The sequence below is a fragment of the Metapseudomonas phytobenefica genome (assembly GCF_043392685.1).
GTDB lineage: Bacteria > Pseudomonadota > Gammaproteobacteria > Pseudomonadales > Pseudomonadaceae > Metapseudomonas.
Map to the genome: position 1 here is coordinate 127389 of NZ_JBHZGM010000008.1, position 19096 is coordinate 146484.

The window sequence follows — 19096 nt, forward strand, 5'->3', positions numbered from 1 at the left end:
ATGACCTGGTGGGTGTCGGGGTCGATGCCGGCGGCCGTGGCCGCCCGGCGATTATTGGGCCTTCTTGTCCTTCTCGGCTTTCCAGGCTTCGAACTCGGCACGTTCGGCGCGGCGTTCTTCCATCTTCTTCTGGATTTCGTCGAAGGTCTTCTGCTGATCGGGTTTCAGCTGGGCGCGGATGGCGTCGCGATTCTTGGTTTCGGCGGCCTTGAGTTCGTCCTGCATGGCCTTCTTCTCGGCGGCCGGCAGCTTGTCCAGGTAACGCTGGGTGATTTCGTGGCGGGCCTTCATCTGGTCGCGCATCAGCTTGCCGATTTCGTGGCGCTGTTCCTGAGTCAGGTTCAGCTCCCTGTACATGTGGCCACCAAAACCGCGCTCATGGCGCGGGCCGCCTTCCGGCATGGCCATGGCCATGGTCGGCAGGGTAGCGGCGAGCAGCAGGGCGGTGAGGGTCTTGCGCATGGCGGTTCTCCTAGTCTCGATTCCGGCCGGTTGCCGGATGTGCCCAGTCTAGGGATGGCAAGGTCAAGGGCAGTCAGTCCTGGGTAAAGCCTCGGTAAAGACGCGGCCCGCTACGCGCTGTAGTAATAGCCGCGACTGCGCAGGGCGAGGATGCGTGGACGACCGTCGGCGTGGGGGCCGAGCTTCTTGCGCAGGTTGCTGACGTGCATGTCCAGGCTGCGGTCGTAGAGGGTCAGTTTGCGGCCCAGGGCCAGCTGCGCCAGTTGCTGTTTGTCCAGCGGTTCGCCGGGTTGGCGCAGCAGCGCTTCGAGCAGGCGGCCTTCGGACAGGGTCAGGCTGATTTCGTGGCCGCCGACGGTGACGATGCCGCGCACCGGGCTGTAGCAGAGGTCGCCCAGCTCCAGCTGGCTGGACGGCTGTGGTGGCTGAGTGCGGCGCAACACGGCACGCAGCCGTGCGGTGAGCTCACGGGGATCGCAGGGCTTGGCCAGGTAGTCGTCGGCGCCCAGCTCCAGGCCGAGGATGCGGTCCAGGGGTTCGCCACGGGCGGAAAGCATCAGCACCGGCAGCTCGGGATGGTCGCTGCGCAGTTGCTTGAGCAGCTCCAGGCCGCTGCCGTCGGGCAGCATCACATCGAGCACCACTGCCGACGGGGCATGCTCGGCCAGGGCGACGCGCGCCGACTGGCCGTCATGGCAGGCGCGGACGTGGAAACCTTCCTGGCTGAGCCAGCTGATCAGCAGCTCGCAGAGTTCCTGGTCGTCGTCGATAAGCAGCAGTTCACTCATGGTGCGGGTCAATTGATCCATTGACGGCGCTGACGGCGCCCGCCACGGGCGATCAGGCCGGTAATCAGGGAGAGCAGGGCGACGCCGCCGCCCACCGCGAACCATGCCTGCTGTTCGCTCAGCAGGCGCGGAGGCTGGGCCGCCAGGGCTTCCTTGAGCTGCAACTTGAGGCGCTGGTTTTCCTGGCGCAGGCGAGTGAGCTGGGCATTCTCACGCTCGCTGCTGGCGGCTTCCAGGCGGGCGTTCAGTTCGTTGCGCTGGCGTTCGCTGTCTGCGAGCTGGCGCTTGAGCTGGTCGAACTGGGCGACCAGGGCGTCGTTCACGGGCGCCAGCGCGGCGGGGGCAACTGCAGGCGCCGGAGCGATCACCGCCGCCGGCGCCGTGGGTTGGGTTTCTTCAGCCTGGGCCAGGCTGCAGAGCAGCGCGGCGGTTAACAGCGGGGGCAATTGACCGACGTGCATGGGAACTCCTTTTTCCTGGCGTGGGACGGCTGGAGAACAATGCCTTAGGGGAGGACCTGCCTGAACGGCTTGACTACCACCTCGGCGTAGACGCCGGCGGCGCGGTAGGGGTCGGCGTCGGCCCAGGCCTTGGCGGCCTCCAGGGATTCGAACTCGGCGACGATCAGGCTGCCGGTGAAGCCCGCGCTGCCCGGATCATTGCTGTCCACGGCCGGGTGCGGGCCAGCCAGCACGATGCGGCCTTCGGCTTTCAGTTGCTCCAGGCGTGCGAGATGGGCGGGGCGGGCGGCGAGGCGGTTTTCCAGGGAACCGGCAACGTCAGTGGCGATGATGGCGTAGAGCATGGCAATCCTTACTGTTGGGGCTTTTCGGTTTCGCCGTCGTGGATATGGCGGGCCAGGTAGACGCCCTGGCCGACCAGGAAGAGCACGGTCATGCCGAGGCTGCCGAAGACTTTGAAGTCCACCCAGAACTCGTGGAAGGTGAAGGCTACGAACAGGTTGGCGAAGCCACAGACCAGGAAGAACGCGATCCAGGCCAGGTTCAGGCGAATCCAGATGGCCTGCGGCAGGTTCAGGGCATGGCCCATCATGCGCTGGATCAGGGGCTTGTCGCCGATGAAGTGGCTGCCGGCGAAGGCCAGGGCGAAGAGCCAGTTCACCACCGGCGCCTTCCATTTGAGGAAGGTTTCGCTGTGGAAGGCCAGGGTCATGCCGCCGAACACCAGGCAGGCCACCAGGGTCAGCCACTGGCCTTTTTCCAGGCGGCGCTGGAGCAGGAAGATGGTGCCGTAGACGATCACCGAGCTGACGATCAGAACCGCTGTGGCGCTGAAAATACCGCCTAGCATATAGGTATGCCCGGCCAGCTCGACGGCGCGTGGTTCCAGTTTGTAGACGATGAAGAAAAGGATAAGCGGGATGAAGTCGATGAATTGTTTCACGGCGGCAGCCAGAAGCGGGATGTGGCGGCATAATAACAAACCATTCCCCTAGCGAAAGCAGAGCCCATGCAGATCGACCTGCACTGCCACAGTACGGCCTCAGACGGTGCCCTGGCCCCCGCAGCCCTGGTCGCCCGCGCCCATGAGCGCGGCGTGCGCCTGCTCGCGCTGACCGACCACGACACCCTGGAAGGCCTCGACGAGGCCCGTGCAGCGGCCCAGGCGCTGGACATGCAGCTGATCAACGGTATCGAGCTGTCCTGCACCTGGGGTGGCGCCACCATTCATGTACTGGGTTACGCCTTCGTTGCCGACGCGCCGGCCCTGGTCAAGGCCATCGCCGACCTGCGTCAGGGACGCTGGTCGCGTGCCGAGGAGATCGCCCGGCGCCTGGCCGCCAAGGGTATGCCGGGCGCGCTGGAGGGCGCACGGGCAGTGCAGCAGGAGCTGGGGGACAGCGGCAACGCGCCAGCGCGCCCGCATTTCGCCGAGTTTCTCGTTCGCGCGGGTTATGCCAGCGACCGCGCCGAAGCCTTCCGCAAATGGCTGGGCGCCGGAAAGCTGGGGGACGTGAAGCAGCATTGGCCAACCCTGGCCGAAGCGGTGGGCACCTTGCGCGCTGCGGGCGCCTGGATCAGCCTGGCGCACCCCTGGCAGTACAACTTCACCGGCGCCAAGCGGCGCCGGCTGGTGGCAGATTTCATTCAGGCTGGCGGTCACGCTCTGGAAGTGGTGAACGGCCTGCAGCCTGCGGAGCAGGTGGGAAGCCTGGCTGTGCTGGCGCGAGAATTCGGCATGCTGGTCAGTGCCGGTAGTGACTTCCATGCACCCTGCGATTGGTCGGATCTGGGCATGTACCGACCCTTGCCGGATGACCTGCCGCCGATCTGGGGGCGCTTCCGCCATGCACACAGCCCTATTGCTGCCCTCTGAACAGGGAGACATCGTGAGTCAATTTTTCCAGATTCATCCGGAAAATCCGCAGCCACGCCTGATCAAACAGGCCGTGGAGATCATCAAGGCGGGTGGGGTGATCGTCTATCCCACCGATTCGTCCTACGCCCTGGGTTGCCTGATCGGCGACAAGGGGGCGGTCGAACGCATTCGCCGACTGCGCCGGCTGGATGAAAAACACAACTTCACCCTGGTGTGCCGGGATCTGTCCGAGATCGGGGTGTTCGCCAAGGTGGATACCGCCGCGTTTCGCCTGATCAAGGCGCATACGCCCGGTCCCTACACCTTCATTCTCAGTGCCACGCGTGAAGTCCCGCGCATGCTGATGCACCCGAAGCGGCGCACCATCGGCATACGGGTGCCGGATCACCCCATCGCCCTGGCGCTGCTGGAGCAGCTGGGCGCGCCCCTGATGAGCACCAGCCTGATCCTGCCGGGCGAAGACCTGCCCATGAGCGACCCTTACGAGATGCGGCAGATCCTCGAGCATCAGGTGGACCTGATCATCGATGGCGGCCACGGGGGGATGGCGGCCTCCACCGTGATCAACCTCTCCGAAGGCAAGCCCGAGGTGGTGCGCGTGGGCTGCGGCGACCCGCAGCCCTTCCTGGACGAGGAGTGACGGCGCCGCCTAGAGCAGGATCGCCACCAGGATGATCACCAGCAGGATGATGATGAAGTCGGTGCTGCTGATGTTCCCGCCCGCAGGCGCCACACTCATCTTCTGCGCCAGCTGGGCGGCTTCCTCGTTGGTCAGGGCCTTTGCCCTGGCGCGGGCCGTGGCGGCATCCACGCCCATCGCGCGCATCTGGTCCTGAACCTCGGCTCTGCTCAGAAAGGCGTCGATCCGGGCTCGATCGCCGGTTTGTTGCTGGGTGGAGACCGCTTCGTCGGTGCCAATCATGCCTGCCTGTGCCGTTGTCGCCGGCAGCAGGGTGAGGCAGACGAGCACGAGGACGGCACTGAACATCAGGGTTAAGAGTTTCATTTGAACCTCCATGAGCGCTTCGCTCCAAACCTGACCAGGGGTGCTGCGTCGTACTTTTTTAGTCTGGCACATGGTGCTAATTTGCCCGCTTTCCCGCCGGCCGGTCCTTGCCGGCAGGCCTGATCGAGAGACCCCGATGCACGAAACACCGCCAACCGAGTCGCCGGATCCCCAGGCGGGCGCCCAGCAGGAGCTGCCTTTCGCCCTGGTCTACGGCCAGGCGGTGACCGAGTTGCCGCAGGATCTCTATATCCCGCCGGATGCGCTGGAGGTCTTCCTCGAAGCCTTCGAGGGCCCGCTCGACCTGCTGCTCTACCTGATCCGCAAGCAGAACATCGACATCCTCGACATTCCCGTGGCCGCCATCACCCACCAGTACATGGCTTATGTCGAGCTGATGAAGTCGGTGCGCCTGGAGCTGGCCGCCGAATACCTGGTGATGGCCGCCATGCTGGCCGAGATCAAGTCGCGCATGCTGCTGCCGCGTTCGAACGAGGCGGAAGAAGAGGAAGAAGACCCGCGCGCCGAGTTGATCCGCCGTCTGCAGGAGTACGAGCGCTTCAAGGCCGCCGCCGAAGGCATCGACGAGCTGCCGCGGGTCGGGCGCGACCTGATCGTGCCGCGTCTGGAGGCCCCGGATGCGCGGGCGCGCAAGCTGCTGCCGGACGTGGCGCTGGAAGAAGTGCTGCTGTCCATGGCTGAAGTGCTGCGCCGTGCCGACATGTTCGAGAGCCACCAGGTGACCCGCGAGGCGCTGTCCACCCGTGAGCGCATGAGCGAGGTGCTGGAAAGGCTGAAAGGCGGTGCCTTCGTGCCCTTTGTCGCGCTGTTCACGCTAGAGGAGGGGCGCCTTGGCGTGGTCGTCACCTTCATGGCGGTGCTCGAGCTGATCAAGGAACAGTTGGTGGAACTTGTGCAGAATGAACCCTTCGCCCCCATCCATGTGCGCGCCAGAGCCGAGTAGATGAACCTCAACGACCCCAAGGAACTCGCCTCGTTGCTGGAAGCCTTTCTCCTGGCTTCCGGCAAGCCCCTGTCGCTGGAGCGTATGGCCGAACTCTTCGAAGAGGCCGAGCGTCCCGAGCTGTCGGTGATTCGCTCCGCGCTGGCGATCCTGGGCAAGAGTTGCGAAAAGCGCGCATTCGAACTTCGCGAGGTGGCTTCCGGCTACCGCCTGCAGGTGCGCGAGCGGTTCTCGCCCTGGGTCGGCCGTCTCTGGGAGGAGCGTCCGCAACGTTACTCCCGCGCCATGCTGGAAACCCTGGCGCTGGTGGCATACCGCCAGCCCATCACCCGTGGCGAGATCGAAGACATTCGTGGCGTGGCGGTCAACAGCCAGATCGTCAAGACGCTGCTGGAGCGCGAGTGGATTCGCGTGGTCGGCTACCGCGATGTGCCTGGCAAACCGGCGATGTTCGCTACCACTCGCGCCTTCCTCGACCACTTCAACCTCAAGAGCCTGGAAGAGCTGCCGCCACTGGCCGCCCTGCGCGAGCTCGAGCCGGAGCCGGTGCTGGCCATGGAAGATGGCGAGGCGCCGGTCCCCGAAGAATTGCAGGCCCGTGCCGATGCCGAGCTGCCGGAGGAACCGCGCGAGGAAACCAGCTTCCGCAGCCTGCTGGCGGAACTGGACATCATGGAAGAAGGCCTGAAGACCGACTTCGACGACCTGCTGCTCACCGCGGATGACGATGCAGCCGAGGCTGCGGCGCAAGAAGACGACGAATCGCTGCCGGACGAAACCCTGCAATGATCGCCGCCGGTCAGCGGCGAGGCTCACCGGCGCATTGCTCAACTAGCCTGAGTGCCAGCGGCCGCGTATGATGCGCGGCCTTTTTACTGCTACACCGGGAGGTGCCCAGATGAGTGAAGTCCAATACAGCCCCGCAGGGGAGAAGCTGCAGAAGGTCCTGGCCCGCATGGGGCTGGCTTCTCGCCGCGATATCGAGGCCTGGATCAGCGAAGGCCGGGTGAAGGTCAACGGCGAACCCGCCACCCTCGGCCAGCGCGTCGACAGCCATGACGCCATCAGCGTCGACGGCCGCCTGCTCAAGCGCGAAGAGGAAGCCGAAAACGTTCGTCGCGTGCTGATCTACAACAAGCCGGAAGGCGAAGTCTGTACCCGCGATGATCCGGAAGGCCGTCCTACCGTTTTCGAGCGTCTGCCGCGCACGAAGGTCGGCCGCTGGATCAACGTCGGCCGCCTGGACATCAACACCACCGGCCTGCTGCTGTTCACCACCGACGGTGAGCTGGCCAACCGCCTGATGCACCCTTCCTACGAGATGGACCGCGAGTACGCGGTGCGTGTGCGTGGTGAGGTCACCGAGGAAATGCTCGAGAACCTCAAGCGTGGCGTGATGCTGGAGGATGGTCCGGCGAAGTTCACCGACATCCAGGAAGCGCCTGGCGGCGATGGCCTCAACCACTGGTACCACTGCGTGGTGATGGAAGGTCGTAACCGTGAAGTGCGTCGCCTGTGGGAGTCCCAGGGCCTGGTGGTCAGCCGCCTGAAGCGCGTGCGTTTTGGCCCGGTGTTCATCACCTCCGACCTGACCATGGGGCGCTGGCGCGAAATGAGCCAGAGCGAAGTGGACATTCTCAGCGCCGAAGTCGGTCTCGCGCCTGTGGCCCTGCCGGCCATGAAGAGCAAATTCCGCGAAAAGCTCGACCGCCTGCAGCGCAAGTCGCCGAAGCCGACGGGCGTCCGGGCTCCGCGCCGCGAAGACGACGAGCGCCCCGCTCGCGGCCCGCGTCGTGAAGGCGATGAGCGCCCGGCTCGTGGCCAGCGCCGTGAGGGTGACGAGCGTCCGGCCCGTGCGCCGCGTGGCACGCCGGTTGCCGATCGTCCGCGTGACGTGAACAAGAAGCGTCCGACCAAGCCCCAGGGCGAGCGTCCGGCCGTCGAACTGGCCGATCGTCCGGCTCGCAAGCCCCAGCGTCCGCAGCACAAGCGCAGCGGCCCGCCTCGCGGCGAAGGCCAGCGCCCGGGGTTCGGTCGCAAGCGCTGATAACCGGTGAAATGAAGAAGGGGCTCGGATGAGCCCCTTCTTTTTTGTTTTTGTGCGAATTCATTCGCGAATAAATTCGCTCACAAGACGGGAGGCCATTGGGTCGGGCGGTGCTTTGCAAGCTTGCGAAATCCAACGCAGCGGACGTTCGGTGTTGGGCCTCGTTCCTCGGACCAACCTACGGAGCCTTCCCGATTGTCGATGGCGGCACTTATCCCGCCATGGACAGCCGATTGCGGCCTTCGCGCTTGGCCACGTAGAGGGCGTTGTCCGCCCGGCGCAGCAGGCTCTCCACTGATTCCCCCGGCAGCAGGGTGGCGCAACCGAGGCTGATGGACAGCTCCAGCGGGCGGCCCTGCACTAGGTACTGCAGTTCGAGGATGCCCATGCGCAGGCGCTCGCCTACCAGGGCGGCGGCTTCCCGGCAGGTGCCGGAGAGCAGCACGAGGAATTCCTCGCCGCCGAAGCGGAACACCATGTCGACATTGCGCAGGCGGGCCTTGAGCGTATTGGCTACCGCCTTCAGGACCTCGTCGCCGGTGCCGTGGCCGAATTCGTCGTTGATGCGCTTGAAGTGGTCGATGTCCAGCATCAGTACCGATATCGGTTGCCGGTTGCGTCGAGCGAGATCGACTTCGCGCTGCAGCGCCTGCTCCATGGCGATGCGATTGCCGGTGTCGGTCAGCGGATCGCGCAGGGCGCTGCGGATGGCGGCGCGGTAGAGCAGGGCGTTGCGCAGCGGGAAGAGCAGGGTGGCGAGCAGGGATTCCAGCTGGTTCAGCTCGTGTTCGTCGAAGCGCTGGTTGCGACGGAAGATCAGTTCACCCAGGTACTCGCCTTCGTGGGTCAGGCGATAGCCGGCCGAATGGCTCGAACGGCCACCGTACTCCAGGCGCAGGTCGCTGCTCTGGTGCTGGTAGCCCAGGGCATCGAGGGGCACCAGGCGCTGAACCTCGCTGAAGAACAGGCTGACGATGCGCTCCACTTCCAGGCTGGTCTGCAATTGCAGCGTCAGATGACGACGCAGCTCCGCCAGGCTGACAGGGCGCAGCTTGGGCTCGCGCTTGCTGGAGAAGCCGAGGCGCTGCAGCTTGGCGGCGTCGAAGTCGATGGTGTTGGAGCGGTTGGGAGGAACCATTGAGTTGAGCCTCTGACGCGAAATGCGACGACACCAGGCATAGAGCCATTTTCGTGCCAGGCGTTCGTGATCTCTGAAATTGCTTTAATTTCAATAAATTATGGTTTTGTTGCGCATTTTGCCGGCAAGCCTTTGCCGGTCTGATGGCGAAATAATGGCAACGTGATGCCGTTCACAGGGAGGGGCCGCCGGGAAACTGGCGGAGGCTGCGGCGGTCGGATGACCGCCGCGGAGGGAGGTCATTGCGCGTCGAAAGCCTGGCCGTTCACACCGGCGCTATCCGGCCCCATGAGATAGAGGTAGACCGGCATGATTGCCGCAGGTTCCGGATTGGTTTCGGGGTTTTCACCCGGATAGGCCTGCGCGCGCATGCTGGTGCGGGTGGCGCCGGGGTTCACGCTGTTGGCGCGCACGTTGGCAACGCCGTCCACTTCATCGGCCAGGACCTGCATCAGGCCCTCGGTGGCGAACTTGGACACCGCATAGGCGCCCCAGTAGGCGCGGCCCTTGCGGCCAACACTGCTGGAGGTGAACACCACCGACGCGTCCCTGGACAGCTTCAGCAGCGGTAGCAGGGTGCTGGTCAGCATGAACACGGCGTTGACGTTGACCTGCATGACGCGCATGAAGTTTTCGCCGGAAAGCTGCTCGATGGGGGTGCGCGGGCCGAGGATGGAAGCGTTGTGCAGCACGCCGTCGATGTGCCCGAACTCCGCTTCCAGGGTTGCCGCCAGTTCGTCGTACTGGTGCGGCTGGGCGGTTTCCAGGTTGAAGGGAATGACCGCGGCCTGCGGATAGCCGGCGGCTTCGATCTCGTCGTAAACGGCGTTCAGGCTGGCTTCGGTCTTGCCCAACAGCAGCACGGTGGCACCGTGGGCGGCGAAGGTCTTGGCGGCGGCGGCGCCGATGCCACGGCCGGCGCCGGTGACCAGGATCACGCGATCCTTGAGCAGGTCGGGGCGGGCGGAATACTGGAACATAGGGGGGCTCCTTCGGAGAGCTGCAGGTTTTGGGCTTTGGGCTTCAGGCTTCAGGCTGCAGGCTTAAAGAAAAAATCCAGAAATGCGCTGGGGCGCCAGCGTGGCCTGCCGCCTGCCGCCTGCCGCCGCTGCATTAGCAGCTGCACAGCGCGCGGTCGAGCACGGCGCGCAGTTCGAGCGGATGGTGGACCACCACGTCGGCACCCCAGTGCGCGGGGTTGTCGCTGGGGTGGATGTAGCCGTAGCTGACCGCCGCGGTACGGGTGCCGGCGGCGCGGCCGGACTCGATGTCGCGCAGGTCGTCACCGACGAAGAGCACGCTGGCCGGGTCCAGGTTCAGCTTGCTGCAGGCCAGCAGGAGCATTTCCGGGTCCGGCTTGCTGTTTTTCACGTGGTCGGGGCAGATCAGTACGGCGGAGCGGCCGGCAAGGCCGAGCTGCTCCATGATGGGTTCGGCGTAGCGGACCGGCTTGTTGGTCACCACGCCCCAGATCAGCTTGGCCTGCTCGATGTCCGCCAGCAGTTCGTCGATGCCGTCGAACGGGCGGGTCAGCACGGCGCAATGGCTCTGGTAGCGCTCCAGGAATTCCAGGCGCAGCGGCTCGAATTCAGGCGCTTGCGGGTCCATCTCGAAAGCGCTGGCGACCATGGCGCGGGCGCCGCCGGACACCACGTCGCGGATCGCCTTCTCATCCTGCGGCGGCAGGCCGCGGTCGGCGCGCATGGCCTGGCAGATGGCGATGAAGTCCGGCGCCGAGTCGAGCAGGGTGCCGTCCATGTCGAAAAGTACCGCTTGAAGTCGCATGCCGGTCACTCCTCGCGCAGGGTCTGGATCATGTAGTTGACGTCTACGTCGGCTTCCAGCTTGTAGTGCTTGGTCAGCGGGTTGTAGGTCAGGCCGATGATGTCCTTCACCGAAAGACCGGCGGCGCGGCTCCAGGCGCCCAGCTCGGAGGGGCGGATGAATTTCTTGAAGTCGTGGGTGCCGCGCGGCAGCAGGCGCATGATGTACTCGGCGCCGACGATGGCGAAGAGGTAGGCCTTGGGGTTGCGGTTGATGGTGGAGAAGAACACCTGGCCGCCCGGCTTGACCAGGGTGAAGCAGGCGCGGATCACCGAGGCTGGGTCCGGGACGTGCTCGAGCATCTCCATGCAGGTCACCACGTCGAACTGGCCGGGCATCTCGGCGGCCAGGGCTTCGGCGGTGATGCGGCGATATTCCACCGGCACGCCGGATTCCAGCTGGTGCAGCTGGGCGACCGCCAGCGGGGCTTCGCCCATGTCGATGCCGGTGACGCTGGCGCCGCGCTGGGCCATGGACTCACTGAGGATGCCGCCGCCGCAGCCGACGTCCAGCACCTTCTTGCCGGCCAGCTTGACCCGTTCGTCAATCCAGTTGACCCGCAGGGGGTTGATGTCGTGGAGGGGCTTGAACTCGCTCTCGCGGTCCCACCAGCGGTGGGCGAGGGCCTCGAACTTGGCAATTTCGACGTGATCGACGTTGGTCATGGAATGTCCTCGAAACAGAATTCAGCGGCCGGCGATGCGTTCGCCCCAGGCGCGGGCAGTGGCGCCCAGGCGCTCTTCGTCCAGGCGCGTCAGGCGGCCGTCGTCCAGCAGTTGCCTGCCGTCGACCCAGAGGTGCCGCACCGCGTCGCGCCCGGTGGCATAGATGAGTTGGGAAACCGGATCGTAGACCGGTTGCTGGGCCAGCCCGGAGAGGTCGAAGGCCACCAGGTCCGCGGCCTTGCCCGGTTCCAGGGAGCCGGTGTCCTGGTCGATGCCAAGGGCCCGCGCGCCATTGAGGGTGGCCATGCGCAGGGCGCGATGGGCATCCAGGGCGCTGGCCGAGCCGGATACGGCCTTGGCCAGGAGGGCGGCGGTACGGGTTTCGCCGAGCAGGTCCAGGTCATTGTTGCTGGCTGCGCCATCGGTGCCGACGGCGACGTTCACGCCGGCCTGCCATAGACGCTCCACCGGGCAGAAGCCGCTGGCCAGCTTGAGGTTGGATTCGGGGCAGTGGATGACGTTGCTGTTGCTTTCCACCAGCAGGGCCAGGTCGGCGTCGTCCACCTGGGTCATGTGCACGGCCTGGAAGCGCGGGCCGAGCAGGCCGAGGCGGGAAAGGCGCGCCAGCGGACGTTCGCCGCGCAGCTCCAGGCTCTGCTGGATTTCGAAGGCGGTTTCCTGGACGTGCATGTGGATGCCGGCATCCAGCTCCTCGGCCAGTACGCGGATGTTTTCCAGCTTGTCATCGCTGACGCTGTAGGGCGCGTGGGGGCCGAAGGCAACCTTGATGCGCGGATGGTGCTTGAGGTCGCTGAACAGCTCGACGCCACGGCGAATGGCTTCGGCAGCGTCGGCGGCGCCGGGGATGGGGAAGTCCAGCACCGGAATCGCCAACTGCGCCTTGATGCCGGCGGCATGGATGACGGCGCTGGCCTGCGCCGGGAAGAAATACATATCGGAGAAGCAGCTGATGCCGCCCTTGATCTGCTCGGCCACGGCCAGTTCGGTGCCGTCGCGGACGAAGGTCTCGTCCACCCACTTGGATTCGGCAGGCCAGATGTGTTCCTGGAGCCAGGTCATCAGCGGCAGGTCGTCAGCCAGCCCGCGGAACAGGGTCATCGCGGCGTGGCCGTGGGCGTTGATCAGGCCAGGGGCCAGCAGCATGCCCGGCAATTCGCGGCGTTCGCGGGCTTCTGCGCGCAGCGCCACGTCCCGAGGGGCGAGCAGGGCGATACGGCCGTCGCGGATACCCAGTGCGTGATCCCGCAGCACTACGCCGGCAGGTTCTACCGGGACTATCCAGGTCGGGAGCAGAAGCAGGTCGAGCGGGGCGTTGGAGCTGGGCATGGCGGCGCATCCTGGGCGCAGATTGAAGTGGCGGCAGTATACCCGAGCCAGAAGGGCTCCGGCTCGCTATAATCTGCGGTTTTTCCGCGAGTTATGGGGTGGCGAGGTGTCGATGCGTGAACAACTGTTAGCAGCCGAGAAGGTCAAGGCAATCGACTGGCGTGACGGCATGCTTCATTTGCTCGATCAGCGCCTGCTGCCGACCGAGGAGATCTGGCTGTCCTACGACTCCGCCGACGGCGTCGCCCAGGCTATCCGCCAGATGGTGGTTCGCGGCGCGCCGGCCATCGGTATCAGCGCCGCCTATGGGGTCGTGCTGGGCGCCTGGGCCCGCATCGCCGCGGGCGGCGACTGGCGCGCGGCACTGGAAGCCGATTTCAAGGTGCTGTCCGATTCCCGGCCGACAGCGGTCAACCTGTTCTGGGCGTTGAACCGCATGCGCGAGCGCCTGGAGCGGGTGCGTGATGGCGAGTCGCCGCTGCAGGCCCTGGAGGCCGAGGCCGTTGCCATCCATGAGAGCGACCGCGAAGCCAACCTGACCATGGCCCAGCTCGGCATGGAGTTGATCCGCAAGCACCAGGGCAGCCCTCAGGCGCTGCTGACCCACTGCAACACCGGCGCCCTGGCCACCGGCGGCTTCGGCACGGCCCTCGGCGTGATCCGCGCCGCCCACCTGGACGGCCTGGTGGAGCGTGTCTACGCCGACGAAACCCGTCCCTGGCTGCAGGGCGCGCGCCTGACCGCCTGGGAACTGGCGAACGAAGGTGTGCCGGTGAGCCTGAATGCCGACGCCGCCGCCGCCCACCTGATGAAAACCGCCGGGATCACCTGGGTGATAGTCGGTGCCGATCGCATCACCGCCAATGGCGATGTGGCCAACAAGATCGGCACCTACCAGTTGGCGGTCAACGCCATGCACCACGGCGTGCGTTTCATGGTGGTGGCGCCCAGCTCCACTATCGACATGTCTCTGGAGAGCGGCGACGACATCCCGATCGAGGAGCGTGACGGTTCCGAGCTGCTGGACCTGGGGGGGCGCCGGGTTGCGGCGGAGGTTCATGCGGTGAACCCGGTATTCGATGTGACTCCGGCGGATCTTATCGATGCCATCGTGACCGAGAAGGGCGTAGTGGAACGTCCCGACGCCGCCAAGATGGCGCAGCTGATGTGCCGCAAGCGCCTGCACTGAGCCGCCGGTGCGGCATTTTCACCCGGGCGCCGGAGCGCCCGGCGGGGTAGGTGCGAGGCGGTGACTGTGGTAAGCTCCGGCAGTTATTGCCGCCCCTCCATCGAAGCGGCCCAATTGCACAGATCCTTGGCTTAACTCGTTGATTTGTCGTGAGTCGCTGCAGCATCTGGCCGCAGTGACGAGCTTCGCGCCGCTCAGGATGAGAGGGGCGGAGTTTCACCAGAAAAAGGAACCAGGCTTCTCATGGGCGAACTGGCCAAAGAAATCCTCCCGGTCAATATCGAAGACGAGCTGAAACAGTCCTACCTCGACTACGCGATGAGCGTGATCGTCGGGCGCGCCCTGCCGGATGCGCGCGACGGCCTGAAGCCGGTACACCGTCGTGTGCTCTACGCGATGAGCGAACTGGGCAACGACTGGAACAAACCCTACAAGAAGTCCGCCCGTGTGGTGGGTGACGTGATCGGTAAGTACCACCCGCACGGTGATACCGCGGTCTACGACACCATCGTGCGCATGGCCCAGCCCTTCTCGTTGCGCTACATGCTGGTGGACGGCCAGGGCAACTTCGGTTCGGTGGACGGCGACAACGCCGCGGCCATGCGATACACCGAAGTGCGCATGGCCAAGCTGGCCCATGAGCTGCTGGCCGACCTGGACAAGGAAACCGTGGACTGGGTGCCCAACTACGACGGCACCGAACAGATTCCCGCGGTCATGCCAACCAAGATCCCGAACCTGCTGGTCAACGGTTCCAGCGGTATCGCCGTGGGCATGGCCACCAACATCCCGCCGCACAACCTCGGCGAAGTCATCGATGGCTGCCTGGCGCTGATGGACAACCCCGAGCTGACGGTCGATGAACTGATGCAGTACATCCCGGGGCCGGACTTCCCCACCGCAGGCATCATCAATGGTCGCGCCGGCATCATCGAGGCCTACCGGACCGGCCGTGGCCGCATCTATATACGCGCCCGTGCCGAAATCGAGGACATGGAGAAGGGCGGCGGCCGCCAGCAGATCATCGTCACCGAGCTGCCCTACCAGCTGAACAAGGCGCGTCTGATCGAGAAGATCGCCGAGCTGGTGAAAGAGAAGAAGATCGAAGGCATCACCGAGCTGCGTGACGAGTCCGACAAGGACGGCATGCGCGTGGTGATCGAGCTGCGTCGCGGTGAAGTGGGCGAGGTGGTGCTGAACAACCTCTATTCCCAGACCCAGATGCAAAGCGTCTTCGGCATCAACGTCGTGGCCCTGGTGGATGGCCAGCCGCGTACGCTGAACCTGAAGGACATGCTCGAAGTGTTCATCCGTCACCGCCGCGAAGTGGTGACCCGCCGTACCGTCTACGAGCTGCGCAAGGCCCGTGAACGTGGCCACATCCTCGAAGGCCAGGCAGTCGCGCTGTCCAACATCGACCCGGTGATCGAGCTGATCAAGACCTCGCCGACCCCGGCCGAGGCCAAGGAGCGCCTGATCGCCACCGCCTGGGAGTCCAGCGCGGTGGAAGCCATGGTCGAGCGAGCCGGCGCCGATTCCTGCCGTCCGGAAGACCTGGACCCGCAGTACGGCCTGCGTGATGGCAAGTACTACCTGTCCCCGGAGCAGGCCCAGGCCATCCTCGAGCTGCGTCTGCACCGCCTGACCGGCCTGGAGCACGAGAAGCTGCTGGCCGAGTACCAGGAAATCCTCACCCTGATCGGTGAGCTGATCCGCATCCTCACCAGCCCCGAGCGCCTGATGGAAGTCATCCGCGAGGAACTGGAAAAGGTGAAGGCCGAGTTCGGCGACGCCCGCCGCACCGAGATCGTCGCGTCTCAGGTGGACCTGACCATCGCCGACCTGATCACCGAAGAAGAGCGCGTCGTCACCATCTCCCACGGCGGCTACGCCAAGTCCCAGCCGCTGGCCGCCTACCAGGCCCAGCGTCGCGGCGGCAAGGGCAAGTCCGCCACTGGCGTGAAGGACGAGGACTACATCGAACACCTGCTGGTCGCCAACAGCCACGCCACCCTCCTGCTGTTCTCCAGCAAGGGCAAGGTCTACTGGCTGCGCACCTTCGAAATCCCGGAAGCCTCGCGTACCGCGCGCGGCCGTCCGCTGGTCAACCTGCTGCCGCTGGATGAAGGCGAACGCATTACCGCCATGCTGCAGGTCGACCTGGAAGCCCTGCAGCAGAGCGCAGGCGCCGACGAGGACCTGGACGACAGCGAAGGCGTGGTGATCGAAGGCGAAGTGATCGAAGCCGAAACCGGCGACGAAGAAGGCGCCGAGCAGGACGACGAACAGGACGAGCCGACCGGTGCCTACATCTTCATGGCCACCGCCTTCGGTACTGTGAAGAAGACCCCGCTGGTGCAGTTCAGCAAGCCGCGTTCCTCCGGCCTGATCGCCCTGAAGCTGGAAGAGGGCGACACCCTGATCGCCGCCGCCATCACTGACGGCGCGAAGGAAGTCATGCTCTTCTCCGACGGTGGCAAGGTCATCCGCTTCAAGGAAAAGCACGTCCGCACCATGGGCCGTACCGCCCGAGGCGTGCGCGGTATGCGCCTGCCGGAAGGTCAGCGCCTGATTTCCATGCTGATCCCGGAAGCGGGCGCGCAGATCCTCTCCGCTTCCGAGCGTGGCTACGGCAAGCGCACCCCGCTGGAAGACTATCCGCGTCGCGGTCGTGGCGGCCAGGGCGTGATCGCCATGGTCACCAACGAGCGCAACGGCAAGCTGGTCGGCGCCGTACAGGTGCAGGACGGTGAGGAAATCATGCTGATTTCCGACCAGGGCACCCTGGTGCGCACCCGCGTGGACGAAGTCTCCAGCTCCAGCCGTAACACCCAGGGCGTGACCCTGATCAAGCTGGCCAAGGACGAAACCCTGGTCGGCCTGGAACGCGTCCAGGAGCCGTCCGGCGGTGATGAGGACGAAGAGCTGGAAGGGGAAGAGCAGGGCGTTGACGCCGTGGCCGATGCTGAAACCGAGGCCAGCAACCTTGTGCAGGACGACGCCCAGCCGGTGACTGAAGAGTAATAGTTGTAGAAACGGGCAGGCCGTTGCCGGCCTGTCCATTCGGTAGATGACAATCGGCGGGGGCACTGGTGCCCCCGCGCTACCCAGTGAGAGTGGATGTGAGCAAGCGAGCCTTTAACTTCTGCGCCGGCCCGGCCGCGCTTCCGGAAGCTGTTCTGCAACGTGCCCAGGCGGAACTCCTCGACTGGCAGGGCAAGGGCCTGTCCGTCATGGAAATGAGCCACCGCAGCGATGAGTACGTCGCCATCGCCGAAAAGGCCGAGCAGGACCTGCGCGACCTCCTGTCCATTCCCTCGAACTACAAGGTGCTGTTCCTCCAGGGCGGCGCCAGCCAACAGTTCGCCGAGATTCCGCTGAACCTGCTGCCCGAGAATGGCGTCGCCGACTATATCGACACCGGCATCTGGTCGAAGAAGAGCATCGACGAAGCCAGCCGCTTCGGCCGCGTCAACATCGCCGCCAGCGCCAAGGGCTACGACTACTTCGCCATTCCCGGTCAGAACGAGTGGCAGCTGTCGAAGGACGCCGCCTACCTGCACTACGCCTCCAACGAAACCATCGGCGGCCTGCAGTTCGACTGGATTCCGGAAGTGGGCGACGTACCGCTGGTGGCGGACATGTCCTCCGACATCCTCTCCCGTCCGCTGGATGTATCCCGCTTCGGCCTGATCTACGCCGGTGCGCAGAAGAACATCGGCCCCAGCGGCCTGGTGGTGGTCATCATCCGTGAGGACCTGCTCGGCCGCGCCCGCGCCAGCTGCCCGACCATGCTGAACTACAAGGTGGCCGCCGATAACGGCTCCATGTACAACACCCCGGCGACCTTCTCCTGGTACCTCTCCGGCCTCGTCTTCGAATGGCTGAAGGAGCAGGGCGGTGTCGAGGCCATGGAGAAGCGCAACAAGGCGAAGAAGGAACTGCTCTACGGCTTCATCGACAAGAGCGAGTTCTACACCAACCCCATCACCCACAACGCCCGCTCCTGGATGAACGTGCCGTTCCGCCTGGCCGATGAGCGCCTGGACAAACCGTTCCTCGCCGGCGCCGATGCCCGTGGCCTGCTGAACCTCAAGGGCCATCGCTCCGTGGGCGGCATGCGCGCTTCCATCTACAACGCCGTCGGCCTCGATGCAGTCGAAGCCCTGGTGGCCTATATGGCGGAGTTCGAAAAGGAGCACGGCTGATGACAGACGCAATCTCCGAGCAGGAACTCAAGGCGCTGCGCCTGCGCATCGATAGCCTCGACGAGAAGATCCTCGAGCTGATCAGTGAGCGTGCTCGCTGCGCCCAGGACGTGGCCCGCGTGAAGATGGCTTCCCTGCCCGAGGGCGAAAAGCCGGTCTTCTACCGCCCCGAGCGAGAGGCCTGGGTCCTCAAGCACATCATGGAGCGCAACCAGGGTCCGCTGGACAACGAGGAAATGGCGCGGCTGTTCCGCGAAATCATGTCCTCCTGCCTGGCGCTCGAGCAGCCGCTCAAGGTCGCCTACCTGGGGCCGGAAGGCACCTTCACCCAGGCCGCGGCGCTCAAGCATTTCGGTCATGCGGTGATCAGCACCCCCATGGCCGCCATCGACGAAGTGTTTCGCGAAGTGGCCGCCGGTGCGGTCAACTTCGGCGTGGTGCCGGTGGAGAACTCCACCGAGGGCGCGGTCAACCACACCCTCGACAGCTTCCTCGAACATGACATGGTGATCTGCGGCGAGGTGGAGCTGCGCATCCACCACCACCTGCTGGTGGGCGAGAACACCAAGACCGACAACATCACCCGCATCTACTCCCACGCCCAGTCCCTGGCCCAGTGCCGCAAGTGGCTGGACGCCCACTACCCGAATGTCGAGCGCGTGGCGGTGCCCAGCAATGCCGACGCCGCCAAGCGGGTGAAGAGCGAGTGGAACTCGGCGGCGATTGCCGGCGACATGGCGGCCAACCTCTATGGCCTGACCAAGCTGTGCGAGAAGATCGAGGACCGGCCGGACAACTCCACCCGCTTCCTCATCATCGGCAACCAGGAAGTGCCGCCTACCGGCGACGACAAGACCTCCATCATCGTCTCCATGCGCAACAAGCCGGGAGCCCTGCACGAACTCCTGGTGCCGTTCCACAACAACGGCATCGACCTGACCCGCATCGAGACCCGTCCGTCCCGCAGCGGCAAGTGGACCTACGTATTCTTCATCGACTTCGTAGGCCATCACCGCGATCCGCTGATCAAGGATGTGCTGGAGAAGATCAACCAGGAAGCCGTTGCCCTGAAGGTGCTGGGCTCCTACCCCAAAGCGGTGCTTTAACTGCGGCGGCAG

The 19096-nt window shown here is 65.2% G+C and carries 20 protein-coding genes; 9 read left to right on the forward strand and 11 right to left on the reverse strand.

Annotation, left to right across the window (positions count from 1 at the left end):
• Window positions 1-51: 51 nt before the first annotated feature.
• The 5 genes from ACFW0B_RS09565 to ACFW0B_RS09585 all read right to left on the reverse strand — a co-directional run bounded on the left by ACFW0B_RS09565 (window position 52) and on the right by ACFW0B_RS09585 (window position 2654).
• On the reverse strand, window positions 52-462 hold the full coding sequence (locus tag ACFW0B_RS09565) for an LTXXQ domain protein (protein ID WP_449147672.1): 411 nt from the start codon (window positions 460-462) through the stop codon (window positions 52-54).
• Between the two features lie 110 nt (window positions 463-572).
• Window positions 573-1250, reverse strand: coding sequence for a response regulator transcription factor (locus ACFW0B_RS09570; RefSeq protein ID WP_449147673.1), 678 nt, complete (start codon window positions 1248-1250; stop codon window positions 573-575).
• Between the two features lie 8 nt (window positions 1251-1258).
• Window positions 1259-1711, reverse strand: coding sequence for a hypothetical protein (locus ACFW0B_RS09575; protein ID WP_449147674.1), 453 nt, complete (start codon window positions 1709-1711; stop codon window positions 1259-1261).
• A 44-nt stretch (window positions 1712-1755) separates the two neighbouring features.
• The gene (locus ACFW0B_RS09580) at window positions 1756-2055 is read right to left on the reverse strand and encodes a YciI family protein (protein WP_449147675.1); all 300 of its coding nucleotides are present in this window, start codon (window positions 2053-2055) and stop codon (window positions 1756-1758) included.
• A gap of 8 nt (window positions 2056-2063) precedes the next feature.
• Window positions 2064-2654, reverse strand: coding sequence for a septation protein A (locus ACFW0B_RS09585; RefSeq protein WP_449147676.1), 591 nt, complete (start codon window positions 2652-2654; stop codon window positions 2064-2066).
• Between the two features lie 66 nt (window positions 2655-2720).
• Here ACFW0B_RS09585 and ACFW0B_RS09590 point away from each other — a divergent pair, with 66 nt between their 5' ends.
• Both ACFW0B_RS09590 and ACFW0B_RS09595 read left to right on the forward strand, forming a co-directional pair.
• Window positions 2721-3587 carry a PHP domain-containing protein gene (locus tag ACFW0B_RS09590; protein WP_449147677.1) on the forward strand — a complete coding sequence of 289 codons (867 nt, stop codon included), beginning with the start codon at window positions 2721-2723 and terminating at the stop codon, window positions 3585-3587.
• A 13-nt stretch (window positions 3588-3600) separates the two neighbouring features.
• A complete protein-coding gene (locus ACFW0B_RS09595) occupies window positions 3601-4230 on the forward strand; it encodes an L-threonylcarbamoyladenylate synthase (protein WP_449147678.1) in 630 nt (209 codons plus the stop codon).
• A 9-nt stretch (window positions 4231-4239) separates the two neighbouring features.
• On the opposite strand, the gene ACFW0B_RS09600 is transcribed toward ACFW0B_RS09595, so the two are convergent.
• Window positions 4240-4596 (reverse strand): PA2779 family protein, encoded by a 357-nt coding sequence (locus ACFW0B_RS09600; protein ID WP_449147679.1) that lies wholly within the window; start codon window positions 4594-4596, stop codon window positions 4240-4242.
• Window positions 4597-4732: 136 nt separating this feature from the next.
• Between ACFW0B_RS09600 and ACFW0B_RS09605 the strand changes: the two genes are divergently transcribed.
• From ACFW0B_RS09605 to rluB, 3 genes are all read left to right on the forward strand, one after another.
• A complete protein-coding gene (locus tag ACFW0B_RS09605; protein ID WP_459251696.1) occupies window positions 4733-5560 on the forward strand; it encodes a segregation and condensation protein A in 828 nt (275 codons plus the stop codon).
• Complete coding sequence (gene scpB / locus ACFW0B_RS09610) at window positions 5561-6349, forward strand: SMC-Scp complex subunit ScpB (RefSeq protein WP_449147680.1); 789 nt, start codon at window positions 5561-5563, stop codon at window positions 6347-6349. It abuts the gene before it with no gap.
• 109 nt (window positions 6350-6458) lie between these two features.
• Window positions 6459-7607 carry a 23S rRNA pseudouridine(2605) synthase RluB gene (rluB, locus tag ACFW0B_RS09615; protein WP_449147681.1) on the forward strand — a complete coding sequence of 383 codons (1149 nt, stop codon included), beginning with the start codon at window positions 6459-6461 and terminating at the stop codon, window positions 7605-7607.
• Between the two features lie 211 nt (window positions 7608-7818).
• Here the strand turns inward: rluB and ACFW0B_RS09620 are convergent, their stop codons facing one another.
• The 5 genes from ACFW0B_RS09620 to ACFW0B_RS09640 all read right to left on the reverse strand — a co-directional run bounded on the left by ACFW0B_RS09620 (window position 7819) and on the right by ACFW0B_RS09640 (window position 12581).
• Entirely contained in the window at window positions 7819-8745 is a 927-nt protein-coding gene (locus ACFW0B_RS09620) for a GGDEF domain-containing protein (protein ID WP_449147682.1), read from the reverse strand.
• A gap of 239 nt (window positions 8746-8984) precedes the next feature.
• Window positions 8985-9725, reverse strand: coding sequence for a YciK family oxidoreductase (locus tag ACFW0B_RS09625; RefSeq protein WP_449147683.1), 741 nt, complete (start codon window positions 9723-9725; stop codon window positions 8985-8987).
• Between the two features lie 133 nt (window positions 9726-9858).
• On the reverse strand, window positions 9859-10530 hold the full coding sequence (gene mupP, locus ACFW0B_RS09630) for an N-acetylmuramic acid 6-phosphate phosphatase MupP (RefSeq protein ID WP_459251697.1): 672 nt from the start codon (window positions 10528-10530) through the stop codon (window positions 9859-9861).
• Window positions 10531-10535: 5 nt separating this feature from the next.
• Complete coding sequence (ubiG, locus tag ACFW0B_RS09635) at window positions 10536-11234, reverse strand: bifunctional 2-polyprenyl-6-hydroxyphenol methylase/3-demethylubiquinol 3-O-methyltransferase UbiG (RefSeq protein ID WP_449147685.1); 699 nt, start codon at window positions 11232-11234, stop codon at window positions 10536-10538.
• Window positions 11235-11255: 21 nt separating this feature from the next.
• Window positions 11256-12581, reverse strand: a complete 1326-nt coding sequence (locus ACFW0B_RS09640) for a TRZ/ATZ family hydrolase (protein WP_449147686.1) — start codon at window positions 12579-12581, stop codon at window positions 11256-11258.
• 112 nt (window positions 12582-12693) lie between these two features.
• On the opposite strand from ACFW0B_RS09640, the gene mtnA reads away from it, so the two are divergent.
• From mtnA to pheA, 4 genes are all read left to right on the forward strand, one after another.
• On the forward strand, window positions 12694-13770 hold the full coding sequence (gene mtnA / locus ACFW0B_RS09645; RefSeq protein ID WP_449147687.1) for an S-methyl-5-thioribose-1-phosphate isomerase: 1077 nt from the start codon (window positions 12694-12696) through the stop codon (window positions 13768-13770).
• Window positions 13771-14013: 243 nt separating this feature from the next.
• Window positions 14014-16794, forward strand: coding sequence for a DNA gyrase subunit A (gyrA, locus tag ACFW0B_RS09650; RefSeq protein WP_449147688.1), 2781 nt, complete (start codon window positions 14014-14016; stop codon window positions 16792-16794).
• A gap of 98 nt (window positions 16795-16892) precedes the next feature.
• Complete coding sequence (gene serC / locus ACFW0B_RS09655) at window positions 16893-17978, forward strand: 3-phosphoserine/phosphohydroxythreonine transaminase (RefSeq protein ID WP_449147689.1); 1086 nt, start codon at window positions 16893-16895, stop codon at window positions 17976-17978.
• Window positions 17978-19084 carry a prephenate dehydratase gene (gene pheA / locus ACFW0B_RS09660; RefSeq protein ID WP_449147690.1) on the forward strand — a complete coding sequence of 369 codons (1107 nt, stop codon included), beginning with the start codon at window positions 17978-17980 and terminating at the stop codon, window positions 19082-19084. Before serC ends, pheA begins: the two co-directional genes overlap by 1 nt.
• The last annotated feature ends 12 nt before the right edge of the window (window positions 19085-19096 follow it).